The sequence below is a fragment of the Sediminicoccus rosea genome (genome assembly GCF_033547095.1).
Classification (GTDB): domain Bacteria; phylum Pseudomonadota; class Alphaproteobacteria; order Acetobacterales; family Acetobacteraceae; genus Roseococcus; species Roseococcus rosea.
Map to the genome: position 1 here is coordinate 2,113,809 of NZ_CP137852.1, position 13,169 is coordinate 2,126,977.

Below are 13,169 nucleotides of genomic sequence, written 5' to 3' on the forward strand. Positions count from 1 at the left end.
AAGAACCTGGGATGAAGACGAATCCGGCCCCGCTCCTGCTTCTCGCCCCCCTGCTGCTGGCGGGCTGCGGCGACACCGCGCGCACCTTCGGCCTGACGCGCGACGCGCCGGACGAATTCCAGGTGACGACCCGCGCCCCGCTCTCCATGCCGCCGAGCCTGGGCAGCCTGCCCACGCCGCGCCCCGGCGCCTCCCGCCCGCAGGAACTGAGCATCCGCGAGCAGGCCGAATCCACCCTGGTGCCCGGCTCCGGTCAGGCCGCCGCCCGCGCGCCGCAATCCTCGGGCGAGCGCGCGCTGCTCTCCTCGACCGGCACGCCCGCGCCCGACAACATCCGCGACCGCGTGGATGAGGAAAGCATGCGCCTCGAGCGGGTGGACCGCTCCATCGTGGACCGCGCCCTGTTCTGGCGCCCGGCGCCGACCGAGCCCGGCATCCCCGTGGATGCGGCGCGCGAGGCGCAGCGCCTGCGCGAGAACGCGGCCCTTGGCCGGGACATCACGGAAGGGCAGACGCCCATCATCCAGCCGCAACGCCGCCCCTGGTATGACGCGCTGAAGTTCTGGTGAGGCTTCTCGCGGCCCGGTTACACAACGTGACGGGCCGCAACGCGGAATGGCCAAGCCGGTGCTGGCGCGAAACGCCGGGCACCCCCACATTGGGGGCATGGATACCCTGACCCGCCGAACCGCCCTCAAGGGCGCCGCCGCCGCCACCCTCGCTCCCACCCTGGCAGCCCCCGCGCTCGCCCAACCGGCGCCGCGCCCGGCGCAACGGCCGCTTTTCGGCGCCGTGAGCTGGAAGCTCGCCAATGGCCTCACCGTCGTGCTGGCGGAGAATCGCCGGGCGCCGGTGGCCGCGCATTACCTCTATGTCTCGGCCGGCGCGGGCGAGGATCCGGCCGGCAAGTCGGGCGTCGCCCACTTCCTCGAGCACATGATGTTCAAGGGCAGCCCGCACATCCCCTCGGGCGCCTTCAGCCGGACCGTGGCGCGCGAGGGCGGGCAGGACAATGCCTTCACCAGCCGCGACGTGACCGCCTATTTCCAGATCGTCGAAGCTTCCCGCCTGCCGCTGATGATGCGGATGGAGGCGGATCGCCTGGCCGCCCCCCTCATCCCCGAGGCCGAGACGGAATCCGAGCGCAACGTGGTGCTGGAGGAGCGCAGCCAGCGCACCGACGCCGTGCCGCGCGGCCGCTTCCGTGAGGCCTTCGACGCCGCCATGTGGGGCCCGCAGCATTGGCGCGGCCGCCCGCTGATCGGCTGGGAGAGCGAGATCCGCGCCATCACCCGGCAGGACCTCGTGGATTTCCACGCGACCCACTACGCCGCCGCCAATTGCACCCTGGTGGTGGCGGGCGATGTGCGCGAGGCGGATCTGCGCCGCTGGGCCGAGGAATTCTACGGCCCCGTGCCGACCCGGCCGCGCCGCGCGCGCGACCGCGCGGCCCCGCCCGCCGCGGCGCCCGAGGCGCGCCTCGTCACGCGCGACCCCGCGGTGCGCGAGGCCTCCTTCCTGCAGGCCTTCGCCGCCCCCTCGGCCACCTGGGGGGATACCTCCAAGTCGGACCCGCTGGAGGTGATGGCGCATGTGCTGGGCGGCGGCCCCGGCTCCCGCCTGCACCGCGCCCTGGTCGAGGCCGGGCACGCGGTGAGTGCCGGCGCCGGCTATGACGGCGACGTGGTGGGGGTGGGCGGCCTCTTCGTGGCGGTGACGCCCCGCCCGGGCGTGAGCCAGGCGCGCATCGAGGAGATCGTCGCCGCCACCGTCACGGAGCTGGTGCAGTCCGGCGCGACCGAGGCCGAGACGCGCCGCGCCATCCGCCAGCAGACCGCCGGCGCCCTGCTGGCGCTGGATGGCCTGGGCGCCGCGCCGCGCATGCTGGGTGGCGCGCTGGCCATCGGCCTGCCGATCGAGGCGGTGGAGCAATGGCCGGCCCGGATGGAGGCGGTGACGCAGGCGCAGGTGAACGAGGCGGCGCGCGCCGTGCTCGCCCAGCCGAAGGTCGCCACCGCCGCCTGGCTGCTGCCGGCATGAGCACAACACGGCAGAACGGGCGCCTGCCCGGAGAATCCGGCCGCACAGCCGACCTTCCCACTCGCGCACCCGCTGCGCGGCGCAGCCAGGCCGGCTTCGCCGGCGCGCTTGCAGCGCGTCGCGCCTGAGGCCCCAAACCATGTCCCAGACCATCTTCGGCGTCACCCTGCCGCCCCGCCACGGCTTTTCCGTTCCGATCCAGCTCGTCGAGCAGGGCGGCGTCTCGGCCTGGCTGGTCGAGGATCATTCGGTGCCCGTCGTCTCCCTCGCCTGGGCCTGGCCCGGCGGTGCGGCGCGCGACCCGGTGGGGCGCGAGGGCCTTTCCGCCTTTGCCGCCGCCATGCTGAGCGAGGGTGCCGGCGAATACGACAATGTCGGCTTCGCCGATGCGCTGCGTGATTCCGGCATCGGGCTCTCCTTCTCGGCCGGGCGCGACAGCTTCGATGGCAGCTTCCGCGCGCTGACCACGGCGCTGCCGGAAGCCGTGCGCCTCGCCCGCCTCGCCATGGCGCGGCCCCGCCTCGATGCGGCAGCCATCACGCGGGTGCGGGCGCGGGCCGTGCTGGGCGCGCGCCAGGCGCTGGAGACGCCGGCCGGCATCGCCCGCCGCGCCTTCTGGGAATCGGCCTATCCGGGCTTCCCGGCCGGCCGGCTTTCCACGCCCGAGAGCCTGACCGCCATCACCGAGGCCGAGATCCGCGCCGCCCTCGCCGCCCAGCTCCGCCAGGGCGGCGTGATGATCGCGGCCTCGGGCGCCATCAACGCCACGCAGCTGCGCGCCGTGATGGCCGAGCTCTTCGCCGACCTGCCGGCCGGCGCGCCGGAGGCGGTGCCCGCGCTGCCGCCGCTCGCCGCCTTCGGCATCGCCGCGCGCGAGAAGGCGGCGCCGCAATCCACGCTGGTCTTCGGCCAGGATGGGCTCGCGCCCAATGATCCGGGCTGGGAGGGATTCCAGGTCGCGCTCCGCATTCTCGCGGGCGGCGGCTTCACCAGCCGCCTGATGCGCACGGTGCGCGAGCAGCGCGGCCTGACCTATGGCATCGGCGCGGGGCTCGACCTGCTGTTCGGCCGCGGCATCGTCATCGGCAATGTGGCGACCGAGAATGCGAAGGTGGGCGAGGTCTGGGGCCTGGTGCGCTCTGCCTGGACCGAGATGGCGGCCAATGGGCCGACCACCGAGGAGGTGGTGGAGGCGGTGGATTTCCTCGGCGGCTCCTTGCCGCTGCAATTCACCGACAGCCGCCGCACCGCCTCGCTCCTGCTCGGCCTCCGCCAGGCGGGCCGGCCGCTCGACTGGCTGGCCGGGCGCCCGGCGCGCCTTGCCGCGCTGAACCGCGAGAATGTCGCCGCCGTCGCGCGGCGCATCCTCAAGCCCGAAGGCCTGGTGCTGGCAGTGGCGGGGCAGCCGCAAGGTCTGTAGTCTCAGTGTCTTGGCGAAATGGGTCAGGACATGACGGGCGATTCCCTGGAAGCGGCTTGGGCGAGGATCACGGCTCTGGGGGCGGCGCCCGGCGCCTCGGCGATCCGTCCGCTCTTCGCCGCCGAGCCTGACCGCTTCGCCCGCTTCCACGCCCGCGGCGCGGGCCTGCTGCTCGACATCTCCAAGACCGCCATCTCGGACACGGTGCGGGACGCGCTGCTCGACCTCGCCCGCGCGGCCGCGGTGGAGGCCCGGCGGGACGAGATGGCGCGCGGCGCGCTGGTGAACGAGACCGAGCGCCGCGCCGCGCTCCACATGGCCCTGCGCGAGGCGCTGCCCGGCGCGCCCGGCCCCTCGGCCGAGGCGGCCGGGACGCTGGAGGCGATGCGCGTCTTCACCGAGGCGGTGCATCGCGGCGAGATCCGCGGGGCCACGAACCAGCGCTTCGACACGGTGCTGAACATCGGCATCGGCGGCAGCGACCTCGGCCCCGTCATGGTGGGCCGGGCGCTCTGGCGCGCGGGCGATCCGATGCGGCCCATCCATCTCGGCAATGTGGACGGGCATGGCTGGGAGACGGTGCTGCCGCAGCTGGACGCCCGGCGCACGCTGGTGCTGGTGGCGTCCAAGACCTTCACCACGCAGGAGACGATGGCCAATGCCCATCTGGTGAAGCGCTGGATGGAGGCGAGCGTCGGCAAGCTGGGCGCCACCGCGCATTTCGTCGCGCTCTCGACCAACATGAAGGCCACGGCCGAATTCGGCATCGCGCCGGAGCGCGTCTTTCCCTTCAACGACTGGGTGGGCGGGCGTTTCTCCCTCTGGTCGGCGATCGGGCTCTCGCTCGCGCTTTCGCTGGGCTGGGAGCGGTTCCGTGCCCTGCTGGACGGCGCCGCCGCGATGGACCGGCATTTCCTCTCGGCGCCGCTGGCGGAGAACCTGCCGGTGCTGCTGGCGCTGACCGAGGCCTGGCACGTGAACGGCCTCGGCCTCAACCGCCGCGCCGTGCTGCCCTATGACGAGCGCCTGCGGCGCCTTCCCGCGCATCTGCAGCAGCTCGAGATGGAGAGCCTGGGCAAGCGGGTGCGCCTGGATGGCAGCCTCGTGCCCCGCGCCACCGGGCCCGTCGTGTTCGGCGAGCCGGGGACCTCGGCGCAGCACAGCTTCATGCAGTTGGTGCATCAGGGGCCGAAGCCGGTGCCGGTGGATTTCATCCTGGTCGCCAAGCCCGACCACAGCCATGCCGAGAACCACCGCATCCTGCTGGCCAACGGCCTGGCCCAGGCCGAGGCGCTGCTGATGGGCCGCGACGCGGCGGGGGTGGAGGCCGACATGCGCGCGGCCGGTGCGGACGAGGCGACCATCGCGCGGCTGCTCCCGCATCGCATCTTCCCGGGCGACCGGCCTTCCGTGACCATCGTGCTGCCGAGCCTCGACCCCGCCTCGCTCGGCGCGCTGATCGCGCTCTATGAGCACAAGGTCTTCGTGCTGGGCGCGCTCTGGCGCATCAACCCCTTCGACCAATGGGGGGTGGAGCTGGGCAAGGTGCTGGCGACCCCCCTGGTCCGCGAACTGGAGCAGGGCGCGCCTTCGCCCGCGCATGACAGCTCGACTCGCGGCCTGCTGGCCGAGGTGCTGAAACTGCAATCCTGATGGGGTAGGGTGGGGGATGGTGATTCGCCGCCTCCCCGAGACCACCGCCAACCGCATCGCCGCCGGCGAGGTGGTGGAGCGCCCGGCCGCCGTGGTGAAGGAGCTGGTCGAGAACGCGCTGGATGCCGGCGCGCGCCAGATCCGCGTCGCGCTCGAACAGGGCGGCATCGGCCGCGTGCTGGTCGAGGATGACGGCAGCGGCATGGGGCCCGAGGACCTCGCCCTCTCGGTGGAGCGCCATGCCACCTCCAAGCTGCCGGAGGAGGCGATGCTCTTCGCCATCGGCACGCTGGGCTTCCGGGGCGAGGCGCTGCCCTCCATCGGCGCGGTGGCGCGGCTTTCCATCACCTCGCGCCCGCCGGGCGGCGAGGCGCATCGCATCACGGTGGAGGGCGGGCGCGTCTCGGCCGTGCAGCCGGCCTCGGGCGCGCCGGGCACGCGCGTCGAGGTGAATGACCTGTTCTTCGCGACGCCGGCGCGGCGGAAATTCCTGCGGAGCCCGCGCGGCGAGGGCGAGGCGGCGCTGGATGCGCTGCGGCGCCTGGCGCTGGCCTGGCCCGAGGTGGGCTTCGAGGCGGTGATGGATGGGCGCATGGCGCTGACCCTGGCCCCCGCCACGCGCGAGGCGCGCATCCGGGACCTGCTGGGCGCGGAATTCGCCGCCGCCGCCCTGCCCATCGCGGGCGGCGCGCCGGGCGTGCTGGAGCTTTCGGGGCTGGCCGGCGGCCCGGCCTATACGCGGGCGACCGCGATGGAGCAGCACCTTGTCGTCAACCGCCGCCCGGTGCGGGACCCGCTGCTGCGCGCGGCCCTGCGCGTCGCCTATCGCGAGGTGATGGCGCCGGGGCGGCATCCGGTCGCGGCGATCTTCCTCGACCTGCCGCCCTCCGAGGTGGATGTGAACGTGCATCCGATGAAGACCGAGCTGCGCTTCCGCGATGCGGCGGGCGTGCGCGGGGCGGTGATCTCGGCGCTGCGGCGCGCCTTGGGGCATGGGGTGGGGCAGGTGGCGGGGCCTTCCGGCCCGTCGCTCGGCTATGCCGGTCCGGCGCGGCTTTCCTTCAGCGCGCCGCCGTCGCGCGCCCCCTATAACCCGGGCGGCTTCGCCGAGGCGCCGTTGCCGTTGGCCTTTCCCGCGCCCGCGCCGGCGCCAGCGCCACAGGCCGCGCCCGTCCCGGCGGATCACCCGCTGGGCCGCGCCCTGGCGCAGGTGCTGGAGACCTACATCCTGGCCGAAGCGCCCGATGGCGCGCTGATCCTGGTGGACCAACATGCGGCGCATGAACGACTGACGCATGAGCGCCTGGCCGAGGAGATGCACGCCGGCGCGGTGCGCGCCCAGCCCTTGCTGATCCCGGCCGTGGTGGAGCTGCCGGGCGCCGCCGCGCTGGCCGAGGCCGCGCCCGAGCTGGCGAAGCTGGGGCTGGAGCTGGAGGGCTTCGGGCCGGGTGCCGTCATCGTTCGCGCCCTGCCCGCGCTGCTCGGCGCGCCCGACCCCGCGCCGCTGCTGCGCGACCTGGCGGAGGAGCTGGCGGAATCGGGCGAGGGGACGGCGCTTGCCTTGCGCCTCGATGCCGCCATCGCGCGGCTGGCCTGCCATGGCAGCATCCGCGCCGGGCGGCGGCTGACCGCCCCCGAGATGGACGCGCTGCTGCGCGCCATGGAGCGCACGCCGCGCGCGGCCACCTGCAGCCATGGGCGGCCCACCTATCTCAGGCTCGGTGCCTCGGAATTCGCGCGGTTGTTCGGCCGGAGCTGAACGCCCTCCCACAGCACCGCGCAGGCGGCGCCGGCGCGCAGGCTGAGCGTCAGGCCTTCCAGCTCCGCCAGTGGAAGCGGGCCGCGCAGGGCGGCGAGGATGGGCTCCAGCGGGCCCGGCAGCGCCAGGGGCGGCAAGGTGATGCGCGCGGCCTCGCCCGCGCCGAGCTTCACGAAGGGCCGGGCCGGGCCGGCGGCGGCCGCCAACACCGCGCCATCGCCCAGGATCCGGGCGCGCCGCCAGTGATCCTCGGGGATCAGCTCCGGCGCGGCTTGCCAGAGCCGGCAGGCGGGGGAGGCCGGGCCCTCGCCCAGGCTTCCCGAGAGCTGGAAGGGGGCGCCCTCGGCCCGCACGGCGAGGGGGGCGGCGGGCAGTTCCAGCACCACCCATCCGGCAGCGGGCGCGGCGCGGCGGGCCGGGCCGCCCAGCGTCTCCACCACCAGCGTGGAGGCGGGCGCGGCGCGCGGCAGGTGCAGGCCGAGCCGGTTGCCCTCTGGCGGCAGGTGCAGCGGCTGCGGCGCGGCGCCGAGCCAGAGCCGCGTGCCTCCCGGCCAGCGCTGGAGGATCAGGCGCATGCGGCGGCCAGCAGGAAGGCGGTGCGGCGGATCATCGCCGCCTCGTCCCAGGCGGCGGCGACGGCCTGCGCGCGGGCGACGCGGCGGGCGGTGGCGGCGCGATCGGCCATGGCCTGGGCGAAGGTGGCCGCGATGTGGTCGGGCTCGCGCAGGATGATCCAGGCCATCTCGGCGGGCTCGGGCCAGGCCTCCAGCGCGGCGCGCGTGGCGAGGATGGGACAGCCCGCGCGCGCCGCCTCCAGCACCGAGAGCGGGCAGCCCTCATGCTCGGAGGCGAGCAGGAAGGCATCCACGCTGGCCAGCAGCGCCGGGATGTCCTCGCAGGGGCCGAGCGCCAGCACGCCGCTGGCCCCGGCGAGGCGGGCGCGCAGCGGGCCATCGCCTGCCAGCACCATCTGGCCCGGTTGCAGCCGGGCGCCGATGGCGGGCGCCAGTTGCGCGCCCTTGCGGATGTCGAGCCGGCCGACCTGCGCCAGCAGGGGCACGCCCTCGGGCAGGCCGAGCGCGGCGCGGGCGGGGGTCGCGGCGGGCCAGGGCGGGATGCCGTTGGGGATGGCGGCCACGCGGAAGGGCGGCCAGCCGAACAGCGCCTCCAGCCGCCGCGCCGAGACCTCGGACACCGTTGCCCAATCGGCCGTGAGCCGGGGCAGGGCGGCGCGCTCGGCCTCGGCGATGTGCCAGTCCAGCCGGACGAGATGGGCCACGGCCAGCGCCGGGATCCGCGCCTCGGCCAGGGCGCCGAGCGCGCCGAAGCCCTCGGTCGGGAGCGGGCAGCAGACCAGCGCCGCATCGGGCCGCGCGGCGGCGATGGCGGGGGCGAGCCCGGCGCGCTGCCACGCCATCGCGGCGTCGCGCGGCAGGTCCTCGGGCGGGCGGAGCGCGGCGGGCAGGGGGCGGGCGGCGCCCAGCGCCGGGCCGGCGGCGGCCAGCACATGCGGCTCGGCCACGACGGCGACCTCGGCCCCCAGCGCGATGAGGCCGCGCGCCACCTGGAGCGTCTGGGCCTCGGCACCGCCGAAGACGGGGGAGGGGATGACGACCAGGATGCGCCCGGGCTGGCCGCGCATCGCCGGTTCAGGCTTGCAGGATGAGGAGCCGCGCCTTGCCGTGGCCGCGGTCGTCCAGCGTGGTGAAGCGCGTCTCGGGCACTTCGTCGCGCTGGCCGAGCTCGGTGCAGAGGAGGGCGCCGGGCGCGATCCAGCCGGCCGCATCGAGCGCGGCGAGCGCGGGGGCGAGCAGGCCCGCGCCATAGGGCGGGTCGAGGAAGACGAGGGTCGCGGGCTTGATGGCGCGCGGCGGCTTGGTCGCATCGCCCGCGATGATCTGGGTCTCGGCCTGGCCCTTGGTGACGCTCGCGATATTGGCGCGCAGTGCGGCCAGCGCCGCACGGTCCTTCTCGAGGAAGGTCGCGGCCGCGGCGCCGCGCGAGAGCGCCTCCAGCCCCAGCGCGCCCGTGCCGGCGAAGGCGTCGAGCACCTGGGCACCCTCGACCATCTCGCGCCCGGCCCAGGGGGCGTGCCAGAGCATGTCGAAGAGCGATTGCCGCGCGCGGTCGGAGGTGGGGCGGACGGTCTCGCCCTCCGGGGCGACCAGGCGCTTGCCCTTCCAGATCCCCGATATGATGCGCATCAGCTGGTGCCCTCAAGCGCCGGGCGCCGGCTTGGCTTCGCATAGCTGAGGCTTGGCGCCGCGCCTCTTCGGCGCGGATACCGGCTGTGCGGTGCCGATCCTGCCTGGCTGGCCATGCTCAGCGCTTCCGGCCTGGCGCTGCGAGCCCGAGCTGCTCGCGCAGCACCTTCGGGTTCACCTCATCCACCATGCCACGCTCCAGCGTGCCGAGCTGGAAGGGGCCATAGGCGATGCGGATAAGGCGCGAGACCTCGAGGCCCATCCAAGCCAGCACGCGGCGGATCTCGCGGTTCTTGCCCTCCTGGAGGGAGATGGTCAGCCAGGCATTGTCGCCCTTGCGGCTGTCCACGCCGGCTTCGATCGGTGCGTAGCGCACGCCCTCGATGGTCACGCCCTTGGCCAGCATCTCCAGCGCGCGCGGGTCGAAATCGCCGAAGACGCGCACACGGTAGCGCCGCACCCAGGCGTTGGAGGGCAGTTCGAGCCGGCGTGAGAGCGCGCCGTCATTGGTGAGCAGCAGCAGGCCCTCGCTGTTGAGGTCGAGCCGGCCCACGGAGATCAGCCGCGGCAGGCCCTCGGGCAGGCGCTCGAAGACGGTGGGGCGGCCTTCCGGGTCACGATGGGTGGTGACGAGGCCGGGCGGCTTGTGGAAGCGGAAGAGCCGCGTGCGCTCGGGCTCGTTCACCGCGCGGCCGTCCACCGTCACGATGTCGTCCGGCTGGACGAAGGTGGCGGGCTGGGTGACCAGCTTGCCGCCGAGCTTCACGCGGCCTTCGGCGATGATCTTCTCGGCGTCACGGCGGCTCGCCACGCCGGCGCGGGCGAGCCATTTCGCGATGCGCTCGCCGCGCGCGGGATCTTCCTGGTCGGTCGTGCTCATCGGCAGGCTTCCACGAAGGCGCGCAGGATCAGCGGGTCGGCCGGGTCCACGCCGTATTCCGGGTGCCATTGCACGCCGAGCGCGAAGCGGTGCGCCGGCGCCTCGATGCCCTCGATCAGGCCATCCGGCGCCGTCGCGTTGATGACGAGGCCTTCGCCCACGCTCCTCACCGCCTGGTGGTGCGCGGAATTCACCGCCATGCGCGCGCGGCCGGTGATGCGCGCCAGCAGCGTGCCGGGTGCGACCATCACCTCATGCCCCGGCTCGGTGCGCGGGTTGGGCTGCTCATGCGCGATGTCGCTCGGGTGCTCGTCCGGGATGTGCTGGATGAGGGTGGCGCCGAGCGCCACGGCCAGCAATTGCTGCCCGCCGCAGATGCCGAGCACCGGCTGGTCCCTGGCGAGCGCCCGGCGCGTGGCGGCGAGCTCGAAATCGGTGCGGCCGGGCTTGAGCGTGACCTTGGGGTGGGGTGTGCCGCCGCCCCACAAGGCCGGGTCCACGTCGAAGGCGCCGCCGGTGACCAGCAGCCCGTCCACCGCGTCGAGATAGTCGGCGGCGAGTTCGGGCGCGTGCGGCAGCGCGACCGGCAGGCCGCCCGCCGCGATGACGGCGGAGAAATAGTTCTGCCGCAGCGCATACCAGGGCAGCTTGGACCAGCCGCCCGCCGGTTCGGCATCCAGCGTCAATCCGATCACGGGGCGTCTTGTCATGTCGCCTGTGAAGCAGTGTGGCGCGGCCAGCACAAGATGGCGTTTGCGTGATGCCGCCCCGCTCGGGCAGAACGCGCCGCATGACACCCATGGAAATGGCGCTGGAGGAGGCGCGCGCGGCCGCCTCGCGCGGCGAGGTGCCGATCGGCGCCGTCGTCACCGATGCGCATGGCGCGGTGCTCTCCCGCGCCGGCAATCGCGTGGAGGAGCGGCGCGACCCCTCCGCCCATGCCGAGATGCTGGCGCTGCGCGAGGCGGCGGTGCTGCGCGGCGCGAAGCATCTGACGGACGCGACGCTCTGGGTAACGCTGGAGCCCTGCGCCATGTGCGCGCAGGGTGCCTCGCTGTTTCGCGTGGCCCGCGTCGTCTTCGCCGCCTATGACCCGAAGGGCGGCGGCGTGGAGCATGGCGCGCGCGTCTTCGCGCACAGCCAGTGCAACCACGCGCCCGAGGTGGTGGGCGGCGTGCGCGAGAGCGAGGCGGCGGAATTGCTGCGCGCCTTCTTCGCCGCGCGGCGCTGACGCTTCAGCCGGCGTGGATGGCCGTGCGCGGCGCCTCGCCCGCGCGCCACAGCCCGCGATACATCCCCTCCGTGCCGAAGGGCAGCGCGGCATTCCCCGCCGCATCCACCGCGATCAGCCCGCCCCGCCCGCCCGCTTCCGGCACGCGGTGCAGCGCCACCTCCTCGGCCGCTTCCAGGAGCGAGCGGCCGGCCAGGCGCATCAGCGCCGAGATCTCATGCGCCGCCGCCGCGCGCATGAAGGCCTCGCCCGTGCCGGTGCAGGAAATGGCGACATGGGCATCGGCCCAGGTGCCCGCGCCGAGGATGGGCGTGTCACCCACGCGGCCCGCGCGCTTGTTGGTCATCCCGCCGGTCGAGGTGGCGGCGGCCAGCGCCCCGTGGCGGTCGCGCGCCACGGCGCCGATCGTGCCCATCTTCGCGGGCAGGTCATGGTCCAGCGCCACCACCTGCGCGGCCTGCGCGGCGAGGAGCTGCGCGTGGCGTTGCTCGGTGCGGAAATACCCGGGCGCCTCGATCGCCAGGCCCTGGCTTGCCGCGAAGTCATCCGCCGCCGCGCCGGCCAGCAGCACATGTGGCGTCCCGCGCATCACCGCGCGCGCGGCGAGGATGGGGTTGCGGATGCGCGTGACACCCGTGACGGCGCCGGCCTGGCCCGCGCTCGTCATCAGCGCCGCATCCATCTCGATCGTGCCGGCGGCGGTGAAGGTGCTGCCGCGCCCGGCATTGAAGAGGGGGCAATCCTCGAGGCTGGTCGCGGCCGCCAGCACCGCCTCCTCCGCGCTGCCGCCGGCGGCGAGGATGGCGCCGCCCGCCTGGAGCGCGGCCTCCAGGCCCGCGTGGTAGGCGGCCTCCTTCTCGGGGGTGAGTTCGTCGCGCCGGATGGTGCCGGCGCCGCCATGGATGGCGAGGGTCCAGGTGTCTTGCATGCGGCCGAGCGTAGCGCGCCTCGCCGCCCTTGCTCAGCCGCCTGGGCGCAACCCCAGCTCCCGCACCGTCTCGATCTCCTGCGCGTTCACCTGGATCACGTCATTCGCATAGGATTCGCTGTCCAGGTAGCGCACCGGCATGTCGAAGCGGGCCAGCACCGCCAGGTGCTGCGGGTCATGCACGGCCAGCTTGAAGGCGTCATGCAGGATGTTGACGATGGCGGGCGGCGTGCCGCGCGGGGCGGCGATGCCATAGGCGCTCTCGGCCACCACGTCATGGCCGAGTTCGCGGAAGGTCGGCACCTCGGGGAAGCGCGCGGCGCGGGCCGACATCCAGAGCGCCAGCGGGCGCACCCGGCCCTCCAGCGCCATGTCCGCCCAGGCGGAGGTCTCGGCGGAGAACTGGATCTGCCCGGCCAGCAGGTTCTGCAGGTTGGGCGCGGCCCCGCGGAAGGGCACCGCGGTCCATTCGATGCCGAGCATGCGGGCAAGGCGCGTCATCGCCACATCGGTCGTGTTGGCGCCGGGCGTGCCGTAGAAGAGCGTGCCCGGATTGGCCCGGGCATGGTCGAGCAGCTGGCGCATGGTTCGCCAGGGCGCATCGGGCCGCACCACCACGCCGCCCATGTAGCCGACCATGCGCAGCACCCAGGTGAAGTCCTGCATGGGGTCGAAGGGCGGCGTCATGTTCTGGGCGCGCATCATGGCGGGCAGGCGGAAGACGCCATTGGGCATCTGGCTCAGCGTATAGCCATCGGGCCGCGCCTCGCGCGCCAGGTTCTGCGCGCCGAGCGTGCCCGAGGCGCCGGGCTTGTTCTCGACGATGACGGGCTGGCCCAGATGGCGCGACGCCACCTCGCAGACCATGCGCATCTGGATGTCGGTGGCACCGCCCGGCGTCCAGGGCACGAAGACGCGCAAGGGCTTGTCGGGGAAGCGGGACTGCGCGAGCGCGAGGCCGGGGGCGGAGAGGCCGGTGAGCAAGGTCGCTCGGCGCGTGATGGGCATGCAGGCTTCCTCCGTTTCGGGAAGCCTGCGGGTTTTGCACGAGGCG

Annotated in this window: 13 protein-coding genes; 6 read left to right on the top strand and 7 right to left on the bottom strand. The window is 74.3% G+C overall.

Annotation, left to right across the window (positions count from 1 at the left end):
- Positions 1 to 11: 11 nt before the first annotated feature.
- The 5 genes from R9Z33_RS10170 (at position 12) to mutL (ending at position 6,872) form a co-directional block, all read left to right on the top strand.
- Positions 12 to 569 carry a DUF3035 domain-containing protein gene (locus R9Z33_RS10170; protein ID WP_318651181.1) on the top strand — a complete coding sequence of 186 codons (558 nt, stop codon included), beginning with the start codon at positions 12 to 14 and terminating at the stop codon, positions 567 to 569.
- Positions 570 to 666: 97 nt separating this feature from the next.
- Positions 667 to 2,040: a M16 family metallopeptidase gene (locus R9Z33_RS10175; RefSeq protein ID WP_318651182.1), complete on the top strand. Its 1,374-nt coding sequence runs from the start codon at positions 667 to 669 to the stop codon at positions 2,038 to 2,040.
- A 139-nt stretch (positions 2,041 to 2,179) separates the two neighbouring features.
- Positions 2,180 to 3,460, top strand: coding sequence for a M16 family metallopeptidase (locus R9Z33_RS10180; RefSeq protein ID WP_318651183.1), 1,281 nt, complete (start codon positions 2,180 to 2,182; stop codon positions 3,458 to 3,460).
- Positions 3,461 to 3,490: 30 nt separating this feature from the next.
- Positions 3,491 to 5,113, top strand: a complete 1,623-nt coding sequence (pgi, locus tag R9Z33_RS10185) for a glucose-6-phosphate isomerase (RefSeq protein WP_318651184.1) — start codon at positions 3,491 to 3,493, stop codon at positions 5,111 to 5,113.
- A gap of 16 nt (positions 5,114 to 5,129) precedes the next feature.
- The gene (gene mutL, locus R9Z33_RS10190) at positions 5,130 to 6,872 is read left to right on the top strand and encodes a DNA mismatch repair endonuclease MutL (protein ID WP_318651185.1); all 1,743 of its coding nucleotides are present in this window, start codon (positions 5,130 to 5,132) and stop codon (positions 6,870 to 6,872) included.
- Here mutL and R9Z33_RS10195 read toward each other — a convergent pair.
- From R9Z33_RS10195 to R9Z33_RS10215, 5 genes are all read right to left on the bottom strand, one after another.
- Complete coding sequence (locus R9Z33_RS10195; protein WP_318651186.1) at positions 6,821 to 7,447, bottom strand: hypothetical protein; 627 nt, start codon at positions 7,445 to 7,447, stop codon at positions 6,821 to 6,823. The genes mutL and R9Z33_RS10195 overlap by 52 nt on opposite strands.
- A complete protein-coding gene (locus R9Z33_RS10200) occupies positions 7,438 to 8,514 on the bottom strand; it encodes a glycosyltransferase family 4 protein (protein ID WP_318651187.1) in 1,077 nt (358 codons plus the stop codon). The genes R9Z33_RS10195 and R9Z33_RS10200 overlap by 10 nt, the downstream gene beginning before the upstream one ends.
- A gap of 7 nt (positions 8,515 to 8,521) precedes the next feature.
- On the bottom strand, positions 8,522 to 9,076 hold the full coding sequence (gene rsmD / locus R9Z33_RS10205; protein WP_318651188.1) for a 16S rRNA (guanine(966)-N(2))-methyltransferase RsmD: 555 nt from the start codon (positions 9,074 to 9,076) through the stop codon (positions 8,522 to 8,524).
- Between the two features lie 118 nt (positions 9,077 to 9,194).
- Entirely contained in the window at positions 9,195 to 9,956 is a 762-nt protein-coding gene (locus tag R9Z33_RS10210) for a pseudouridine synthase (protein WP_318651189.1), read from the bottom strand.
- The gene (locus R9Z33_RS10215; protein ID WP_318651190.1) at positions 9,953 to 10,666 is read right to left on the bottom strand and encodes a gamma-glutamyl-gamma-aminobutyrate hydrolase family protein; all 714 of its coding nucleotides are present in this window, start codon (positions 10,664 to 10,666) and stop codon (positions 9,953 to 9,955) included. The genes R9Z33_RS10210 and R9Z33_RS10215 overlap by 4 nt, the downstream gene beginning before the upstream one ends.
- 89 nt (positions 10,667 to 10,755) lie before the next feature.
- On the opposite strand from R9Z33_RS10215, the gene R9Z33_RS10220 reads away from it, so the two are divergent.
- On the top strand, positions 10,756 to 11,187 hold the full coding sequence (locus R9Z33_RS10220; RefSeq protein ID WP_450104028.1) for a nucleoside deaminase: 432 nt from the start codon (positions 10,756 to 10,758) through the stop codon (positions 11,185 to 11,187).
- 4 nt (positions 11,188 to 11,191) lie between these two features.
- Here R9Z33_RS10220 and R9Z33_RS10225 read toward each other — a convergent pair whose 3' ends face one another.
- Both R9Z33_RS10225 and R9Z33_RS10230 read right to left on the bottom strand, forming a co-directional pair.
- The gene (locus R9Z33_RS10225; protein ID WP_318651192.1) at positions 11,192 to 12,115 is read right to left on the bottom strand and encodes an isoaspartyl peptidase/L-asparaginase family protein; all 924 of its coding nucleotides are present in this window, start codon (positions 12,113 to 12,115) and stop codon (positions 11,192 to 11,194) included.
- Between the two features lie 33 nt (positions 12,116 to 12,148).
- On the bottom strand, positions 12,149 to 13,123 hold the full coding sequence (locus R9Z33_RS10230) for a Bug family tripartite tricarboxylate transporter substrate binding protein (RefSeq protein WP_318651193.1): 975 nt from the start codon (positions 13,121 to 13,123) through the stop codon (positions 12,149 to 12,151).
- Positions 13,124 to 13,169: the final 46 nt, after the last annotated feature.

Bases quoted from the DNA above. Each gene is read 5' to 3' on its own strand.
- R9Z33_RS10170 (WP_318651181.1), top strand. From the start codon at position 12: ATGAAGACGAATCCGGCCCCGCTCCTGCTTCTCGCCCCCCTGCTGCTG.
- R9Z33_RS10175 (WP_318651182.1), top strand. From the start codon at position 667: ATGGATACCCTGACCCGCCGAACCGCCCTCAAGGGCGCCGCCGCCGCC.
- R9Z33_RS10180 (WP_318651183.1), top strand. From the start codon at position 2,180: ATGTCCCAGACCATCTTCGGCGTCACCCTGCCGCCCCGCCACGGCTTT.
- pgi (WP_318651184.1), top strand. From the start codon at position 3,491: ATGACGGGCGATTCCCTGGAAGCGGCTTGGGCGAGGATCACGGCTCTG.
- mutL (WP_318651185.1), top strand. From the start codon at position 5,130: ATGGTGATTCGCCGCCTCCCCGAGACCACCGCCAACCGCATCGCCGCC.
- R9Z33_RS10195 (WP_318651186.1), bottom strand. From the start codon at position 7,447: ATGCGCCTGATCCTCCAGCGCTGGCCGGGAGGCACGCGGCTCTGGCTC.
- R9Z33_RS10200 (WP_318651187.1), bottom strand. From the start codon at position 8,514: ATGCGCGGCCAGCCCGGGCGCATCCTGGTCGTCATCCCCTCCCCCGTC.
- rsmD (WP_318651188.1), bottom strand. From the start codon at position 9,076: ATGCGCATCATATCGGGGATCTGGAAGGGCAAGCGCCTGGTCGCCCCG.
- R9Z33_RS10210 (WP_318651189.1), bottom strand. From the start codon at position 9,956: ATGAGCACGACCGACCAGGAAGATCCCGCGCGCGGCGAGCGCATCGCG.
- R9Z33_RS10215 (WP_318651190.1), bottom strand. From the start codon at position 10,666: ATGACAAGACGCCCCGTGATCGGATTGACGCTGGATGCCGAACCGGCG.
- R9Z33_RS10220 (WP_450104028.1), top strand. From the start codon at position 10,756: ATGGAAATGGCGCTGGAGGAGGCGCGCGCGGCCGCCTCGCGCGGCGAG.
- R9Z33_RS10225 (WP_318651192.1), bottom strand. From the start codon at position 12,115: ATGCAAGACACCTGGACCCTCGCCATCCATGGCGGCGCCGGCACCATC.
- R9Z33_RS10230 (WP_318651193.1), bottom strand. From the start codon at position 13,123: ATGCCCATCACGCGCCGAGCGACCTTGCTCACCGGCCTCTCCGCCCCC.